This window comes from Desulfosporosinus cupriresistens (assembly GCF_001707885.1).
Classification (GTDB): domain Bacteria; phylum Bacillota; class Desulfitobacteriia; order Desulfitobacteriales; family Desulfitobacteriaceae; genus Desulfosporosinus.
In genome coordinates, this window is the sequence record NZ_MASS01000029.1 from 24787 (window position 1) to 39725 (window position 14939).

At 42.4% G+C, this 14939-nt stretch carries 15 protein-coding genes and 1 other RNA gene; 12 read left to right on the forward strand and 4 right to left on the reverse strand.

What is annotated here, in order from left to right:
* Nucleotides 1-46: 46 nt before the first annotated feature.
* Both DSBG_RS12465 and DSBG_RS12470 read left to right on the forward strand, forming a co-directional pair.
* Nucleotides 47-565 (forward strand): peptidylprolyl isomerase, encoded by a 519-nt coding sequence (locus tag DSBG_RS12465; RefSeq protein ID WP_083236846.1) that lies wholly within the window; start codon nt 47-49, stop codon nt 563-565.
* 160 nt (nt 566-725) lie between these two features.
* Nucleotides 726-1634 carry a selenium metabolism-associated LysR family transcriptional regulator gene (locus DSBG_RS12470; RefSeq protein WP_068964650.1) on the forward strand — a complete coding sequence of 303 codons (909 nt, stop codon included), beginning with the start codon at nt 726-728 and terminating at the stop codon, nt 1632-1634.
* A 21-nt stretch (nt 1635-1655) separates the two neighbouring features.
* On the opposite strand, the gene DSBG_RS12475 is transcribed toward DSBG_RS12470, so the two are convergent.
* Complete coding sequence (locus tag DSBG_RS12475; RefSeq protein ID WP_083236847.1) at nt 1656-2540, reverse strand: amidohydrolase family protein; 885 nt, start codon at nt 2538-2540, stop codon at nt 1656-1658.
* A gap of 144 nt (nt 2541-2684) precedes the next feature.
* On the opposite strand from DSBG_RS12475, the gene DSBG_RS12480 reads away from it, so the two are divergent.
* The 6 genes from DSBG_RS12480 to lgt all read left to right on the forward strand — a co-directional run bounded on the left by DSBG_RS12480 (nt 2685) and on the right by lgt (nt 10001).
* The gene (locus DSBG_RS12480; protein ID WP_068964651.1) at nt 2685-3653 is read left to right on the forward strand and encodes a DnaA/Hda family protein; all 969 of its coding nucleotides are present in this window, start codon (nt 2685-2687) and stop codon (nt 3651-3653) included.
* Nucleotides 3654-3783: 130 nt separating this feature from the next.
* The gene (gene pfkA / locus DSBG_RS12485) at nt 3784-4755 is read left to right on the forward strand and encodes a 6-phosphofructokinase (protein WP_068964652.1); all 972 of its coding nucleotides are present in this window, start codon (nt 3784-3786) and stop codon (nt 4753-4755) included.
* A 38-nt stretch (nt 4756-4793) separates the two neighbouring features.
* Nucleotides 4794-6221, forward strand: a complete 1428-nt coding sequence (locus DSBG_RS12490) for a glucose-6-phosphate isomerase (protein ID WP_068964653.1) — start codon at nt 4794-4796, stop codon at nt 6219-6221.
* Nucleotides 6222-6698: 477 nt separating this feature from the next.
* The gene (locus DSBG_RS12495; protein ID WP_068964654.1) at nt 6699-8804 is read left to right on the forward strand and encodes a cell division protein FtsA; all 2106 of its coding nucleotides are present in this window, start codon (nt 6699-6701) and stop codon (nt 8802-8804) included.
* Between the two features lie 56 nt (nt 8805-8860).
* Complete coding sequence (locus DSBG_RS12500) at nt 8861-9058, forward strand: hypothetical protein (RefSeq protein WP_068964655.1); 198 nt, start codon at nt 8861-8863, stop codon at nt 9056-9058.
* A gap of 157 nt (nt 9059-9215) precedes the next feature.
* Nucleotides 9216-10001 (forward strand): prolipoprotein diacylglyceryl transferase, encoded by a 786-nt coding sequence (gene lgt / locus DSBG_RS12505; protein WP_068964656.1) that lies wholly within the window; start codon nt 9216-9218, stop codon nt 9999-10001.
* A 38-nt stretch (nt 10002-10039) separates the two neighbouring features.
* Here the strand turns inward: lgt and DSBG_RS12510 are convergent, their stop codons facing one another.
* Nucleotides 10040-10471, reverse strand: coding sequence for a formylmethanofuran dehydrogenase subunit E family protein (locus DSBG_RS12510; protein ID WP_068964657.1), 432 nt, complete (start codon nt 10469-10471; stop codon nt 10040-10042).
* A 242-nt stretch (nt 10472-10713) separates the two neighbouring features.
* A complete protein-coding gene (locus DSBG_RS12515) occupies nt 10714-11085 on the reverse strand; it encodes a TIGR04086 family membrane protein (protein ID WP_068964658.1) in 372 nt (123 codons plus the stop codon).
* Nucleotides 11086-11191: 106 nt separating this feature from the next.
* On the opposite strand from DSBG_RS12515, the gene panB reads away from it, so the two are divergent.
* The 4 genes from panB to DSBG_RS12535 all read left to right on the forward strand — a co-directional run bounded on the left by panB (nt 11192) and on the right by DSBG_RS12535 (nt 13760).
* Nucleotides 11192-12025, forward strand: a complete 834-nt coding sequence (gene panB / locus DSBG_RS12520) for a 3-methyl-2-oxobutanoate hydroxymethyltransferase (RefSeq protein ID WP_068964659.1) — start codon at nt 11192-11194, stop codon at nt 12023-12025.
* Nucleotides 12026-12158: 133 nt separating this feature from the next.
* The gene (locus DSBG_RS12525; RefSeq protein WP_040412646.1) at nt 12159-12620 is read left to right on the forward strand and encodes a hypothetical protein; all 462 of its coding nucleotides are present in this window, start codon (nt 12159-12161) and stop codon (nt 12618-12620) included.
* A 56-nt stretch (nt 12621-12676) separates the two neighbouring features.
* Nucleotides 12677-12856: non-coding RNA, 6S RNA (gene ssrS, locus DSBG_RS12530), on the forward strand.
* Between the two features lie 241 nt (nt 12857-13097).
* Complete coding sequence (locus DSBG_RS12535) at nt 13098-13760, forward strand: histidine phosphatase family protein (RefSeq protein ID WP_068964660.1); 663 nt, start codon at nt 13098-13100, stop codon at nt 13758-13760.
* Nucleotides 13761-13856: 96 nt separating this feature from the next.
* Here DSBG_RS12535 and DSBG_RS12540 read toward each other — a convergent pair whose 3' ends face one another.
* Nucleotides 13857-14879: a phospholipase D-like domain-containing protein gene (locus DSBG_RS12540; protein WP_083236848.1), complete on the reverse strand. Its 1023-nt coding sequence runs from the start codon at nt 14877-14879 to the stop codon at nt 13857-13859.
* Nucleotides 14880-14939: the final 60 nt, after the last annotated feature.

The following is a 14939-nucleotide window of genomic DNA, read 5'->3' on the forward strand; positions in this document are numbered from 1 at the left end:
ATAAAAACCTAAACATAAAAACCCAAACATGAAGGAGGTCACTCAGGTGACAAATGAAAGTACACAAGACCAAGGACTTAAGCAAAATCCTATCGTTACTTTAGAGATGGAAAACGGAAACACGATTAAGATTGAACTATATCCAGAGGTAGCACCTCAAACTGTTAAGAACTTTGTATCCCTCGTCACTGAAGGATTTTTCGATGGCCTCATTTTCCATAGAGTCATTCCAGGCTTTATGATCCAAGGCGGAGACCCCAATGGGACAGGAATGGGTGGTAGTAAACAAACAATTCCAGGTGAATTTTCCGCCAACGGTTTTAAAAATGATTTAAGGCATGACCGTGGAGTTATATCCATGGCTCGGACCTCAGCCCCCAATTCAGCTAGTTCTCAATTTTTTATTGTTGTTAAGGCTTCAACTCATTTAGATGGTCAGTATGCTTCCTTCGGAAAAGTCATCGAAGGAATGGAAGAAGTCGATCGGATTGTCAGTGTTCAGAAGGATCGTAGCGATAAACCATTAGAAGACCAAAGGATGAAGAAAGTTACCATTCAACTCTAGTTACACTCTGAATGGCACTAGATTGTACACTATCGCAGAAGAAGAGGGCCTGGCCCTCTTCTTCTGCGTAGTGCGCCACGCATGGCGATTAACTAGGTGGTGAAAGTTCCACTCGGCCCACGTTAGTTCTAAGATGAAATCTCAGATGGAGGGGGTTAATATGTTAGATTTGCTGCGTTTATTTGGTCAAGTTGTAGAGGAACAGAGTTTTACTGTTGTTGCGCGAAAATTAGGAATTAGCCAACCTGCGGTCTCCAATCAGATGCGGGCGCTCGAAGAGAAACTGGGGGTGAAATTGCTATATCGCAAGGGAAAGGGTTTTGCTCTAACACCGGAGGGTGAAACAGTTTATCGGCATGCCTTCCATATGCTCGATGAATGGTCAGAGCTTATGCGAGAAATCGGAGGTTCGGAAAGGCTAATGAATGGCAAAATCCATATCGGTGCTTCACACATTCCAGGCGAATATTTACTGCCCAATTTCTTAGCTTCTTTCAGAAAACTGTATCCTGAAATACAATTCAAATTATCCATCGGAGACAGTCTAGAGATGGCAGAAAAGGCACTTGCTCACGAAGTGGATTTTGCCGTTGTTGGAGCAGTATTCGATACGGAAAAACTAACTTCTGAATACTGGGTTAAGGATGAACTAGGTTTTGTAGTCCCTTCTGATCATCCATTATGTACTGATCAAAGTGTTGAAATTAATATGCTGCGGGAATTTCCTATGATTATTCGGGAGAACGGCTCCGGCCATCGGAGGGCCTTCGAAGAGGCGCTTACTAAACGCGGACTCGATTTAAATGACTTCAACGTAGCCTTAGAAGTTGGAAGTACAGAAGGTGTGAAAAATGCTGTTCGTTCTGGGTTAGGTTATTCGTTTCTATCAAGACATGCCTTAGAGTCTCATGCCGAGCAAGGTTTAGTATGGGTGAATGTCCAAGATTTTTCGATTGAACGTGGTTTTTACCTTTTAACCCGTAGGAATAAGTCCTTGACGGTTATTGCTGATGAATGCTACAGATATTTAGCAGCTCAGAAGGCAGAGGTCGGAGGCCAAGGGAAATAAAGAAGAAACACTAAGTCTTCTTTATGACTTTTCTGTATGGAGAAATCTCTGGGCATTATCCCATAACAATTGTGTTTTTACTTCTTTCGTAAGAGGAAGCAGGTTAACGGCTTGGATGGCATCATGGGGGGAGTAGTCCATTATTGGGAAATCCGAGCCATAAATGAATTTAGTTGGATTAGCATCGATTGCTTTGAGCCAGTCTTCCTGCAATGGAAAGCGGGGGTTACCTAACATATAGGCAGTATCCAGGTAAACGTTCGAATAGTTAGCAGCTAATTTTACTGCTAGCGAGAAGTCCTTAGGAAGACCCATGTGCGCGATGGTGATCTTCAGATTAGGGAAGGACTTGAGTACATCTAGAAGTGCATCAACTCGTGTATTAGGGGTTTCAATAGGCAGCCCACTTAAATGGAGAATTATCCCCTTTCGCCTTTCACTGAGCATGCGATACATAGGCCACAAACGTTCGTCATTAGCAGCAACATTTTGCACAAACGTGTGAATCTTGACACCGGGAAAATCCCATTCATCAAGGGCTTGACTTAAGATTTTCTCTTGCCCAGTGTCATCTTGATGAAGGGCAGCAAAAGGGTGTAACCAAGGAAACTTCTCGCAAACATCTTTGAGCCATGCGTTGATTCCGGCCGCCATATCCTTTTTGTGGACGTAACCTAAAACAAAAGCCGACGTTACCCCAATGTTTTCAAGATAATTCAAAAGGGTCTCAACGGGTTGACGATAGGGCATAGTCCAACCGCGTTGCACAAACCAATCTAAAATCGCTCCCATTAAGCGATCGGGAAAAAGATGAATGTGGGCATCGCAGATTTTCTGAATATCATACATGCCTTCTCCATTGTTCTTGGCATTTATAGCAAATTTGTCATGCGTATTAGTTGTCATCAACTGTGCTCCCTTCAAGAGTGAAGCTGTATTTCTGAGTGTTTCGACATGTAAGGCTAAATTCCTTTCCAATTTAATGCGATAATAGACTCGATGCTTAGGTAAGCCTTTTTTTCTACTAAGTTAAATAAAGGAGAGGCACGTTTGAACTGGTTTTTAAGCGAATTCAATATTCGAGCCTGGCGTCTGATCAGAAGTTACCGACTAGAAGCAGCCCCAAATGTTGCGCTGATTTACGGACCCAGAGGGATAGGTAAATCAACTATGTTGCGCTCTCTTTATCAACATAACAGGTTGAATGAAGAGAGTATATTTACAGATGCTTTGTCTTTTTCTCGTCAGTATGCTTACGCAGCTCAGGATAACAAGCTTAAGCTTTTTCGGCAACGATACCGCTCTACTCGGTTGCTTCTGATCGATGATCTTCAATTTTTTGAGGGCAAAGTTAAAACGATCGAAGAACTCCATTACACGTACGAATATGTCATTGGAAATGGAGGAAAGATGGTCATTTCACTTGAAGCCGATCTGCCACAGCTGGAATTTCTCGGGGAGCGGCTGGCGTCTCGTTTTTTAAGTGGCGTCGTCGTCCCAGTTAATCGCCCTCTTGAACATGAGATGGAGCGCTTCCTGGAGGAATATATTCATCAAAAACACCTTTTCATGGACAAATTGGTCGTGGGTGTTATTGCTGGGCTTACAGACAATTTAGCAGATGCCATGAGAGTCATTGAGCAATTTATTCAATTTGCAGAATTAGAAGAAGATGAACTTAGCTTGCAGTGTTTCCAAGTCTTTTGGGATAAGGAAGAAGAAAAAAGAAAAATGGTCGCTGACCCAATGAATATTATCAACATAGTTTCCCAGAATACGAAAGTTTCTGTTGAAGAATTGGTAGGGCCAAGTCGAAAGACTAATGTGAATGAAGCGAGACAATTGGCCATATATACGATACGGACTCTTTGCCAGATTTCTTTTCCGTTAATCGGCTGTTATTTTAATCGTAAACATTCTACCATGATAACTTCTTATCAAAAAATCCAGGCTAAGCTGGCAAGTGATCAAGAACTATATAAAAAATATGAAATAATATTAAAGTCTTTTAAAGCATAGTTTTATACTTTTGTCTTTATAAGAACTTAGGCCTTAACGCATACATCAAATAATGCTAGATTAGACAAAAATAATGTGATTTACTAGAGTAGAAACTATGATAAAGAAGATAATGTGAAGGGGTGATACTATGCTGGGTAAAATACAACGGATTGGGGTGCTAACTAGTGGAGGAGATGCTCCAGGTATGAATGCAGCCCTTCGCGCAGTGGTGCGGAAAGGGATTTACCATGGGCTTGAGGTTTACGGAGTAAGTCGTGGCTATGAGGGGCTTATACACGGAGAAATTCAAGAAATGAGTATTGGTTCAGTTGCAGATATTGTGCTTCGTGGTGGAACGATATTGAAGACAGCACGTTCCGAAGAAATGCGGACCCAAGAAGGACAGCAAATGGCTCTAGAACAGTTACATAAGCATAAAATTGAAGCATTGGTGGTAATTGGAGGGGATGGGTCTTTTCGAGGAGCCCAAACTCTAGTCGCTCAGGGTATTCAGATTGTGGGGATTCCAGGAACTATTGACAATGATATCGCTGGAACTGATCTAACAATAGGATTCGATACAGCAACGAATACCGTCGTGGATGCCGTGAGTAAAATTCGAGATACAGCGTCTTCTCACGAACGGACGTTTATAGTGGAAGTTATGGGAAGAAATTGCGGAAATATTGCGCTTCAGGCAGGTTTAGCCTGTGGAGCTGAATCAATCTTGGTCCCTGAAATTCCGTATAATCTAGATGAAATCAGTGATAAATTAAAGCGTGGTCATCAACGTGGGAAAAACCATAGCATTATCTTAGTTTCCGAAGGCGTGGGAAGCGCATATAAAATCGGAGAAGAATTGCGATCCCGTTCAGGGTTTGAGACTCGGATCACTGTTTTAGGCCATATACAACGTGGAGGAAACCCAAGTGCTTTAGATGCCGTGATTGCCGCAGGCATGGGTGGCAAAGCGGTTGAGATCATTTTGGAGAAAGAATCTAATAAGATGACTGCTTATGTCGATCAAGCCGTTGTCTCTAGACCCCTAGATGCCGCTTATGGTATACGGCGACCATTTAATAAAGAACTCTATAATCTAGCGAATGAACTTTCGATTTAGCATACATCAGAAAATAATTTTAGAGATGAGGGTGAATAATGGAAAACCAAGCAAGACCTACAATAATGATCGATTATACAGGAATGATGAGTAGCTATCAAAATCCGAAGGGGTTTAAAGAAGAGGAACTGTTGGGGCTTCAGAACGCTCTGGACCAAGCGCAGGTTTCACTCTTGACCCGAAGAGAGGCTGGAGAGCTTGATTTCTCAAAGCTTTTGGTTTCCATGAAAACCGAGCTCTCAGAAATAATTGAATATGCTAATACTATTGCTCCTAAATTTGAAAATTTTGTAGTTTTGGGAATCGGGGGATCTGCTCTAGGACCGTTAGCTGTTCACCAAGCACTAAATCATTACTATTATAATGAACTTTCTCCGGCCGAGCGTGGTCACCGCCCCCGCTTTTATGTCGTGGATAATATTGATCCGGTACGCGTGAATGAGTTGTTGCAGATGCTTGAGCCAAGCAAAACTCTTTTTAATGTAATTTCAAAATCAGGTAACACCTCAGAAACTATGGCTCAATTTCTAATTGTTCGAGATACCTTACGACGGGTATGTGGAGACAGCTACGCTGAACATATTGTCGTCACGACAGATAAAGAAAAGGGAAATCTCCTGCCGATTGCTCTGAAAGAGGGATATAAACGGTTTGTGATTCCCGCTGGAATTGGCGGGCGCTTCTCAGAACTGACGCCCGTAGGATTGCTTGCTGCCGCTATATGCGGGGTTGATATTAATCAGCTGCTTGAAGGTGCTTTAGTAATGGATCAGCAGATCCGGGCAGCTAAGGGGGTAACCTCTAATCCGGCACAATTACGAGCGGCCCTAGCTCTTTTGTCATGGCAAAAGGGAAAAAATATCTCGGTGTTTATGCCCTATGCGGACGGTTTAAAAACAATGGCGGACTGGTATGCTCAATTGTGGGCTGAAAGCTTAGGGAAAGGTTACGATCGACAGGGACGTGCTGTTCACATCGGACAGACACCTGTGAAAGCGTTGGGGGTAACAGATCAACATTCCCAAGTTCAGTTATATGCTGAGGGGCCCGATGATAAGGTCATAACCTTTGTAGCCGTAGAGAAATTTAAGGAATCTCAAGAGATTCCGATCGATTTAGAGTTACCGGAAGACATTCAATTCTTAGGGGGGCGAACCCTGGAAGAGCTGTTGTTCGCGGAACAAAAAGCAACCGAATACGCCTTGACCCTTGCTGGGCGGCAACATCAGAAGATTATACTACCCACCTTAGATGCTTATCATGTAGGGCAATTACTTCTCCTTCTTGAGTGGGAGACGGCCTATATGGGTGAGTTATTGAACATCAATGCTTTCGACCAACCGGGAGTCGAGGAAGGTAAGAACGGGACATATGCTTTAATGGGTCGCCAGGGATATGAAGCCAGGAAACGTGACATTGAAGAGTATGGTAAAACACGATATGTTTTTGGGGAGGAAGTGTCTTAGCTCGTTTGTACACGCTACACTAAGCAGAAGCTTTTTCTGGTTGCTGTCGACGGGGGTGTAGAACGACCTTAGGGCTTGTGGAACAGCTCCTATATGGGGCCTTGTGCTAGGAAAGCTTGCAAAGTACTTGTGTCAATCATGATACGGTCTGTATGGTTTTCTGGAAATTGAAATTACGCTTGAAAAGCCCTCCCCAAGTAGAGGATTGATTCTACTCAAGAGGGCTTTTTTGTGTTGTTATATACAATGTAAGTTTTCTGTCCGAGAGAAAATCTATCGTGATCTTTAGAGAAACAAGCTTAGAGAGCCCTTCTTCTGGTGTTTCCCTGTAAAAATAAAGGGTGCTACTGGTGGATGGATAAGAGCTGGTATCATAGTAGAAGAATAAACGGTCTCTCACATGTGGAGTTTGTTTAACTGGAACAAGAAGGAATTTAGCTGAAATGAGTCGAATTCTCTTCTAGAGAGGTGAAGCAAGTGGAACCTATTTTTGCGCTTGATATTGGAACCCGTATGGTGATGGGACTTGTCATGACTAAGAACAAAGAGCAGGGTTATGAAATTATAGCTAGCGCTAAGACAGAACATAAGCAGCGTGCCATGTATGATGGGCAAGTTCATGATGTCGATGAAGTTGCTCGGGCTGTTATTAAAGTCAAAGAGGCCCTTGAAAAAAAACTTGATATGCCCTTAAAACAAGTAGCTGTGGCGGCCGCAGGTCGGGCGCTCCGAACCGAAGTTGCTTGTGCTGAACATAAGGAACCTCTTCCTGTGCGCTGGGAAAGGGAGGATGTATTAGCTTTAGAAATGGAAGCAGTGCATCTGGCACTTCGCCAATTGCAGTCATCAACAGATGATGATGCTCAAAGCTATCACTGTGTTGGCTACAGCCCCATCGCCTGGTGGAATGAGGGAGAGGAAATTTCTAATTTGATTGGGCAGAGGGGGAGAGTCGCAAAGGTTTCAGTGATTGCAACCTTCTTGCCCCGGACTGTTGTTGATGGTTTGGTAGCAGTATTAAGTCAGGTAGGTCTAGAAATGACAAGTCTAACTCTGGAACCCATTGCGGCAGGTCAAGCAGCCATTCCAATGAACATGAGGCGCCTTAATCTGGCTTTGGTCGATATTGGGGCTGGAACCGCGGATATAGCCTTGACACGGAATGGTTCATTTTTCGCCTATGGGATGGTCCCTATGGCTGGTGATGAGGTCACTGAAGCGATCTGCACGCACTATTTGTTGGATTTTAAGGTAGGAGAAAAAGTTAAACGGGAAATAACTACCAAAGCACAACTGAGTTTTAAGGATTTTCTCGGAGCTAAAGTCGTCGCCCAAAAAGAAGATGTTTTAAATGTAATTATGTCAGTGGTCGGCAAATTAGCGGAGAGTATTTCAAAAGAGATTCTAATTCTCAACAACGACGTTCCTCAAGCCATTATTCTGATTGGCGGAGGGAGTTTAACTCCTATGCTTTCTGAAATGATCGCTGAGACCTTGGGAATTCCTCAGAATAGAGTTGGGATTCAAGTCAGAGAACGGTTAGGAGAGATCTTTGGGGAAAAGAGTTTAAAGGGACCGGAAAGTGTTACCCCAATCGGAATTGGAATTGCTGCGCTGGAAGGCAAAGGGCTTCAGTATTACAGCGTGACGGTGAACAATACGATTGTTTCGATTTTTGAAATACAACTTGCGACGGTAGCTGAAGCTCTGCTCGCTGCGGGTATATTGCCGCGATCTTTTTTTGGTAAGCCGGGAGCAGCATTGACGTTTGAATGGAATTGCGAAATGAGGGTTATTAAGGGAACGCTGGGAAGCCCTGCCCAATTATCGGTTAATGGCATACCGGGTAAATTAGAACAGGCCTTAAAAGCAGGTGATCAAATTACGTTCATACCCGGAGAGCCGGGAAACGATGCCCAAGTGAGCTTTAAAGAGGTGTTGCCTCCACATGATGCAAAGTGGATATTATGGAACGGTCAACGCGAGATTTATGCCCCGCAGGTTTTGGTGAATAATCAGCTAGCCTACGAAACAGATAAGATTCTTGATGGATATAAAATAACTTACATCCCCAATGATGACTTAAATAATCTTCTTAAGCAAAAGGGCTATAACCTGCAAAAGAAAGAAGAGATAGAATATAGGGTCAATGGAGAAGCACATAATATTAACCTAGACCGAGAGATTTTGGTCAATGGTTGTAGGGTTGAGGATAGTAGTATAATCGATGATGGAGATTCAATAGAAGTTAATACCAAGCAGATCATGATCGGTGAGCTGGGGCTTCTGCCTAGGCCGTTCATTTTTAGCGTAAATGGAGTAGAAATAGAATTTCCTCCGCAAGAAACGATCATTTCCTTCCGTGGAATGCCTGTGTCGGAGAACCAACCGCTTGAGGATGGAATGGACCTGAGGGTAGATGGATTTAAGCGCATGCCAATCCTTTCAGACCTTTTGCCCTACGTCAAGTTTCCTGAAGAGGTCCCGCCAGGGTCCTCATTAAAACTAAGAGTCAATGGTCAAATAGCTGAATTTACAACTGTTTTACATCCGGGTGACCGCGTGACGGCGATTTGGAATTAAAAACACTTGACAATCAGGCTATAGGTCATAAAATAGTAATGGAGGTGTATAGAGAAATGTTAGAAGGATTAATGGTCCTAATTGCAATTGCTATTTTATTTGTTACATTGTACTCCGATGCAGGCTCGGCTAAAAAGAAACATTCCACCTATTTTCAAAAGGTTCAGAAACCGACTAAGAAAACAGTACGAGAGCTTACGATGCCCGATTCCAGTCAAAATGATGGTTTTTTTGCAAAACTTAATAGTTTATAAGCTTAACAGATCCGATGGTGACATCGGATCTGTTATTTATGACGAAACTTGAGACCATTGCTATTTCAGGATATAATACTATGCAGAAGATGGCTTATATCCGAAGAGTTGGGTCTAAATTCGGGAACCCGGTCTTTTTTTAATGAAGGAGGAAAAAATGCATCAGTATTGGTTCTTTATCGGAAGTTTTCCTTTGCGTGCTTACGGGACACTTTTCGCCTTGGCCTTCATCCTCGGAGTGGGCGTAACGCTTTATTTTACCAAAGCTGAAGGACGCCCCGAATACATGGAGATATTAATGGATTTAGCACCCCTTCTGCTTATTTCAGGTATCTTGGGTGCTCGCTTTTGGCAGGTGTTTTTTTTCGATTGGGCATATTATAGCAAATATCCTGGCGAAATCATCGCCGTTTGGCATGGCGGACTTTCGATTCAAGGTGGTGTGGTCGGGGCGTTATTAGTTGGCGGAATCTACGTCTGGCGAAAGAAGTTACCCTTTTGGGAGCTAGCTGATTTAGCTGCGCCAGGGCTTATGTTGGCCCAAGCGATTGGAAGAGATGCCAATCTAATGAATGGTGATGCTTTTGGCGGGCCAACAGGAGGAGATTTTGGAATACTCTATCCAGTTGGGACAATTGCCCGTGACACTTTTGGGAACCAACCGTTGTGGCCGGCAGAAGTTTGGGAAGGGCAGGTTGATGTTATAATTTTTGCCTTACTTGTGATTCTTAAATTGAAAAAATGGCCATCGGGCACAATTTTTTTGTTATATTTAATCCTTTACAACTTATCTAGATTTTTTCTGGAAAATCTCCGAGGGGATAGCCCACGGTTTCTGTTCAACTGGTCTGCAGCCCAATGGAGCAGCATGGCGGCTGTATTAATTGCCTTATTACTTCTAGCTTGGAGGATATGGAGAGAGCGGAAACATGAGGCAGCTTAGGTGTTTTGCGTGGCCCCGGGCTTGAACACTACTTCGAGTTAGACTTTCTGAATGGTACAGAATAGCGTTTCTTCGCTACCTAGAATCAATTGAATGGCTTCTAAATATTTGTTTTGTTTCTCGCGAGTATTCGTGTGTTCGTGAATCCCGACAAGGTGGTCTAATATTTCCGAACGTATCGAGATTTGTAATCCTTCGGATGTACCCGTATATTGAAAGTGATAATCATGTTGTTTCTTTTCATTCACAGTTAAAGTTCCACGTCCGTAGGTTGCGCGGTTTAATACCTGAAAGGCGTCAATGGCGCAGGAATGAGTGTAAGCAGTAACCAACAGTTGGGAGGTCGGTGCAGGACGAATTCCCAGTTCGCGCATGGCAATCTGTGCTACACGAAAACCTAAGGCAATTTCTGGACAAGTATGACCGTGAAAATCAATAACCTGCTCCCAAGGCGTTTTTTCAACACACATAGATCGTTCCCCCTTTTACTATGTTAAGTATATTGTATAACTATAGAACTTTAATATAAAGTACTTAGTATATTTTATAAACAAATGCTGTTTAAGCGCAGGAGTTTTAAGTCGAAAGATAGAAAATTATTAGGAATCCTCCAGAAAGGTTGCTTTGTGAATAGCACAAAAAATGCAAGAGAGGGAAATCTCATAGTGAGATTTCCCTCTCTTCGCAAAAGAAGTGATTTCTTGGATTGTGTTCAGGACTTTGGAAATAGTACTCCGATGATTCCGCCTACTCCACCAGAAACAAGCGCCAAGATGCTTTTCTCTCCCATTTTTAACCACGATGGGGTTTCTGACCAGAAAATAGCGGATAGGACTAGCACCAAGAAGATAAATCCTAGGCCAACAGCCAATCCATAGTACAATCCTCTTGTGCCTGCTTGATGAGCTGTGATAAAAGCAGCGATGAAGATACTTGCGCCAAAGATAATGTTGATTGATAGATCAGATTCAGGAAGTGATGTGTAGGAAAGTAGGAGCCCGAAGATAAGTGACAATGACAATGCTAAGACGGTCGCCATGAGTATTCCTTTTAGAATTAAACTAAACTGAAAGGATTTTAACATTAGTTATCCCTCCTTTGATTGATAACACCTATGCCTCAATTAAAAGGAGTATGACAGCTAAACGCTATAAAATACAAAGATTGAGAAATTTTAAGGAGGAATCGAAATGAAAAAGTCAATCCCTGATTTCGAAAAAATGAAACGAGCTGGTGAGAAAATCAGCATGTTAACAGCGTATGATTATCCATCGGCACAGTTAGTCGAAAAGGCTGGCGTTGATATGATTCTTGTTGGCGATTCTTTAGGAATGGTGGTCTTAGGGTATGATTCAACAGTTCCAGTAACGATGGAAGAAATGCTTCATCATACTAAAGCGGTCTCCAGAGGTGCAACGCAAACGTTTGTAGTTGCCGATATGCCGTTTATGAGTTATGCTACCCTGGATCTTGCTATTCAGAATGCTGGGCGACTCATCAAAGAAGGCGGAGCGGATGCCGTAAAACTTGAAGGGGGATATCACCTGGTCCCCATTGTTCAGGCTCTCACGCGTGCAGGAATACCTGTGGTTGGGCACATTGGACTAACACCTCAAACAGCAAGTCAGCTCGGTGGGTTTAAAGTTCAGGGTCGAGACCTAGACAGTGCCAAGCAGTTAGTGGAAGATGGTCAAGCAATAGAACAGGCTGGGGCCTTTTTACTTGTTTTAGAGGCAATACCGCGGCAGGTTGCGAAGCAAATTTCCTTGGAACTGAAAATTCCTACGATTGGGATAGGGGCAGGACCGGATTGTGATGGGCAAGTCCTTGTGTTTCATGATTTATTGGGGCTTTTTGAACGGTTTAAACCTAAATTCGTTAAGCAATATGCTCAACTAGGGCATGACGCTGTTCAGGCTATCCAAGGATTTCATGAGGAGGTCAAATCAAGTATATTTCCTGCAGAGGAGCATACTTTTGGGTTGTCAAACGAAGTTATTGAAAAGCTTTATGGTGATAAATAAGATTAAACACTAAATAGTATGATTAAAGTTTAATAATTGATATCCTTACAGTATAGCTTTTTCTTTTAAATTTGATATAATATAATTGATTTTTAAGAAATTCTATAATTGTTTTTGGAAGGATGGACTTGCATTGAGATTAAAGGAAAAAACCCATCGGAAATTTGTCGAATTTTTTGAAAAGATTTCTTGTATGTATCAAGGTAAGGATTTCGAGTTAGCATATTCAGATATTCAACGAGAAACAGGGGCAGCAAGTGTCACTTTGAAGCGTGCCATTCAAGCTTTAGCAGAAGACGGAGTGATTGAAGTTAATCCGGGTCGCAACTCTAGATATGCACGTTTCCGGTTCCTCTTGATTTCTCAAAACACAGACGAGAAATCTTCAGAAGCTAGTGAAACCCGGAACTTAGAGGATTTCAATAACTCAAATAGGGCTCAGTCTGGAGGAAATTCTGAATCTGTTAATGAAGACGTCAGTGAACTTACCCAGCTTGTTGATCATCTTCGTCGGCGTGTACGTAATCAAGAAATGGCAATTGCCTTACTTCAAGATCGTTTGGCAGAGATTGAAGACAAAATGCGGAAACGATGATTTAATTTCCAAGCATTTGCTAGAGATTTTTTTGTATTGTGGTGTTATAATAAAACTACATCCTGCCTTGTGCGTATGGATTACCATGGTTTTGATCCTATCAAGTGACAAGGGAGCTAAATGCCAATCGATTACAACAGGCCCTGTTATTTTGGGAAGTTGGAAAGTTTGGACTAGGTGCCCACCTGCGAAAGCGGGGTCAGAAACCTGGAGTCTTACGGCAAGTTGGGGAAGGGTAGGGAATTTTCCTTACCCTTTTATTTTACTATCAGAAAGTATAAACTTCGTTATATACTGCAAGTAGGGCTAATCCGTGCGAAGACAGTGTCTTCGCGGGCGCCAGCCAAGTTTTCTTTATATACTAGTAAGTATATCTTTTTGTTTCACACTTTCTCGAACATCTTTGTTCGATCATCTTCGTGATGCTCTAAACTTGAACGTTCTGTTTGAGTTATGAAGTGCTAAAGGGGTGTATTGATGACACGGATCATACTAACTCGTCATGGACAGACCTTATGGAACATTGAAGGGAGAGTTCAAGGAAGTCTGGATTCTCCGCTTACCGAAAAGGGGATACTTCAGGCCCGTTCTTTAGCTTGTAGACTAAAGAACCAGGGTATTGACCATATCTATTCTAGTGATTCGCTGCGAGCAATCAGTACAGCTGAAGAGATTCGTCGAGAACTTGGACTTGAAAACTTATCAACAAATCCTGCGCTCCGTGAGTTTTCATTTGGAGAGTGGGAAGGGTGTATATGGCAAGAGTTACGGGTTGCCTATCCGGATATCTTTAAGATTTGGGACTCAGAACCGCACTTGGTCACTACCCCAGGCGGTGAAAACATGGAAAAAGTCCTCGAAAGAGCTTGGAAATTTTTGCAACAAATTATTAAAGACCATTCTGGGCAGACGGTTTGTCTTGTAACGCATGGGTTAACTTTAAAGTTGTTGGTTACGAAAGCCTTGGGCTTTGAGGTTCATGAGTGGGCAAAAACACCCTGGCAACATAACACAGCATTAAATATTTTCGAAGTCAAAGATGAGCAGTGGACACCAATATTGCTTGGAGATTGTCAGCACTTAGATGAATTAGAGTTGAAATCGCCGTTGATAATTCCTCAAGAAGCTCACAAAGAATAGGTCGAATTAGTTTGTAAATTAAAGGGACAGCTGCTGGTCAGGCATCTGTCCCTTTAATTTCGCATATACGTAGTAGTGATCCTGTTCCAGTCCTTGTTAGTCAATACTTCGTTCCCAGTCTTGATTGAATACCTGACCTAATTTGTCAGATGCGGTAGGAGAGGGAACAGTAATAGAAAACTCATGATTAGTGACAAAAGAATTGAATGTCCAACCTGAGCTGCTTAAAATGAACGACGAATTATCAAAAATTGCCAAGTTCATTCCGAGATCAGGTTGTTTCGGGTAATACCTAATGTGAACGCCATTTTCTTTTAACGTTGCTAATGTATCGGATGTTTTATTAGCGTTTGTTTGATTGACAATAATTCGAACATCACGACCTTTGGCTGCCGCATCAATTAAGGATTGTTTTAGATCAGGCTCTGTAATTTCCGAGATCTCTATCCAAATCGATTTTGTACTGGTTAAAATTTGTTCCGTTAGCTGCTGTTTAACATTGGCATTAAGGGCCAAGACAATGTTATCCTCCGGTAAAAGGGACGTTTTGGCGACAGTTAAGGGAAAGGTAGTTGTGAATTCCCAATCTTTGGAAAATAAAGTCGCCGTTTTCCAAGCGGATCTTCCGGATAACTCTACGGCAAGATCATGAGCTAATAGCCCAGAGGTTGTCCAGGGAGGGCCATAGATGAGGGCCCGGCTTTGATCAATAATCATGTATTTGGTGTGGTCAATTTGTCCTTTTTGGGCGGGATAAAACTGAATCGATACATTTTGGCTCTTTAATAAATCGAGTGTTCCACGATTTACTTTCTGCCATTGGTCTAAGAGAATGCGGACATCTATGCCTGAACGAGATTTAGTGAGGAGAAGCTGAATGAGGCGAGGGTCGTCAAATTCTGCTTGCTCAACGTAGATTGACGTTTGTGCAGACTCAATGAGAGCTATCGTTTGATTATAGATGGCATCTTTATCAATAAAAAGTGCTTCAGCTGGCAGTTTAGAAATGGGTGCAACTTTAGGAGCTAGTTTTGGAATTTTAAACGAGCAACCACTTAATAACAAGATACTAAAAAACAGTAGAAAGAGAATAGAAAAGACGAATCTGCGTTTTGACATGGCACATACTTCTCCCAAGGCTAAAAATATTGTCTATATTATACCATATGTGTCCAAAAG